The sequence below is a fragment of the Trebonia sp. genome (assembly GCF_049794275.1).
Classification (GTDB): Bacteria; Actinomycetota; Actinomycetes; order Streptosporangiales; family Streptosporangiaceae; genus Trebonia.
The window spans coordinates 1-2,115 of the sequence record NZ_JBARCR010001115.1; the positions used below are offsets into that span (position 1 = coordinate 1).

Sequence of the window (2,115 nt, forward strand, 5' to 3'; positions counted from 1 at the left end):
CGCCGCGCTGCCCGATCACGTCGAACCCGGCCGGCAGCCAGTCCCCCGGCGCGCCGTCGAGCGCGAGCACGTGCCGGGTCATCCGGGCCGCCGCGGCCGCTGCCAGGGTGTCGGCGAGCGCCCCCTCCGCGAGTGACGCCGCGTCCTGGGGGGTGAACGGCGGCGTCAGCCTGGTCTTGACCCGGCCGGGACGGGGCTCCTTCGCGATGACGATCAGCTGGGCCGCGACCGCGTCCGGGTGCGTGCCGCGCGGCCTCGCGGCGTCGAACCAGCTCATGCGGCGTACGCGGCCAGCACTCGCCGCATGTCGCGCACGGCCTTGACGGTCCCGCCGACCGTGCCGGTCACCTTGGACTTCCCGGTGCGCGGGTAGTACGGCACCGGCGCCTCGCCGATCCGCCAGCCGGCCGCCGCGGCGCGCATCACCATCTCGAGCGGGTAGCCGAACCGCCGGTCGGTCAGGTCAAGCGCCAGCAGATCCTGGCGGCGGGCGGCGCGCATCGGGCCGAGGTCGTGCAGCCGGACCCCGGCGCGACGCCGAAGCTCGGCGGACAGCACTATGTTGCCGAGCCGCGCGTGCGCGGGCCACGCGCTCAGCGTCCGCGGCGCCCGCCGCCCGAGCATCAGGTCGACTGTCCCGTTCCTGACCGGACTGCTGACGATCTCCAGGTCTTGCGGGTCGAACGACCCGTCCGCGTCCATGATGCATACGAGGTCGCTAGTGGCGGCCAGCAGCCCGGCGTGGCACGCGGCGCCGAAACCGCGCTGCGGGACGTCCACCACCGTGGCACCGTGCCCGGCCGCGATCCGCGCCGAACCGTCGGTGGAGCCGTTGTCGGCCACGATCGGCCGGTATCCGGCGGGCATCCTGGTGAGCAGCCACGGCAGGGCGCCTGCTTCATTGAGGCACGGCAGCACCACGTCAATGGGTTGCGTAGCGGTTTCCATGGCGCCGACGCTAGCGGCGGCGGCCTCGTCTGGGCTGGAAACGGGCCTTACGGATCTGTGACGGCTGACCACGGACGGTCGTTCGCATCCTGGCCGCATGCTTGGCTCACAGCTATGCGAGTACTAGTGACCGGAGCGGCGGGGTTTATCGGATCCCATGTGATGGAGGCCATGGCGGCGGCCGGATACGAGGTCCGCGGCCTTGACTCGCTGAGCCCGGCTGTGCACGACGGAAAGCCGTCCTATATCCCTGACGATCTCGAGCTCCGTGTGGCGGACGTCCGTGACCCCGGCGCCGTAGACGACGCGCTCGACGGCGTCGACGCGGTGTGCCACCTGGCGGCCATGGTCGGGCTCGGCGTCTCGCTCGCCGACCTTCCGCTGTACGCGGACGTCAATGTGACCGGCACCGCCGTGCTGCTCGACGCGATGGGCCGCCGGGGCGTGTCGCGGCTGGTGCTGTCCTCGTCGATGGTGGTGTACGGGGAGGGCGCGTACGAATGCCTGCTGCACGGCAGCGTGCGGCCGCTTCCACGGGCCGCCGCGGACCTGAACGCGGGCTCGTTCGAGCCGCGCTGCCCCGGCTGCGATTCTGCGCTGTCCTGGGCCACGGTGGCCGAGGACGCGGTGCTCGACCCCCGCAACGCCTACGCGACGAGCAAGCTGGCCCAGGAGCACCTGGCGGCGAACTGGGCTCGGCTGACCGGCGGCACCGCCGTAGCGCTCCGCTACCACAACGTGTACGGCCCCCGGATGCCCCGCGACACCCCGTACTCGGGAGTGGCCGCGATCTTCCGCTCCTGCCTGGAGAACGGCGTGCCGCCGCGGGTGTTCGAGGACGGCGGGCAGCGCCGCGACTTCGTGCACGTCCGCGACGTGGCGGAATGCAACGTGCTCGCCCTCACCGCGACCGCCGCGCTGGCACCGGGCGCCGTGCGCGCCTACAACGTGGCCAGCGGAACCCCGCACACGGTCGGCGAGATGGCCGCGGAACTCGCGGTCTCGTTCGGCGGCGGCGCGGTGGAGCCCAAGATCACCGGCGAGTACCGCCTCGGCGACGTCCGCCACGTGGTGGCCTCGCCGAAGGCCGCGGCCCGCGAGCTTGGCTTCCGCGCCCGGACCGGCTTCGCCGAGGGCGTCGCCGAGTTCGCGCACGCCCCGCTCCGC

At 73.2% G+C, this 2,115-nt stretch carries 2 protein-coding genes and 1 pseudogene; 1 reads left to right on the forward strand and 2 read right to left on the reverse strand.

The features are described from left to right. Both WA805_RS27715 and WA805_RS27720 read right to left on the reverse strand, forming a co-directional pair. Positions 1 to 277, reverse strand: a pseudogene (locus WA805_RS27715) (glycosyltransferase); the annotation flags it as partial. Further along, positions 274 to 948: a glycosyltransferase family 2 protein gene (locus WA805_RS27720; RefSeq protein WP_425243805.1), complete on the reverse strand. Its 675-nt coding sequence runs from the start codon at positions 946 to 948 to the stop codon at positions 274 to 276. The gene WA805_RS27720 and the pseudogene WA805_RS27715, both read right to left, overlap by 4 nt. Positions 949 to 1,062: 114 nt before the next feature. Between WA805_RS27720 and WA805_RS27725 the strand changes: the two genes are divergently transcribed. Continuing rightward, positions 1,063 to 2,115: NAD-dependent epimerase/dehydratase family protein (locus tag WA805_RS27725; protein ID WP_425243806.1), on the forward strand; the 1,053-nt coding region annotated here is incomplete at its 3' end.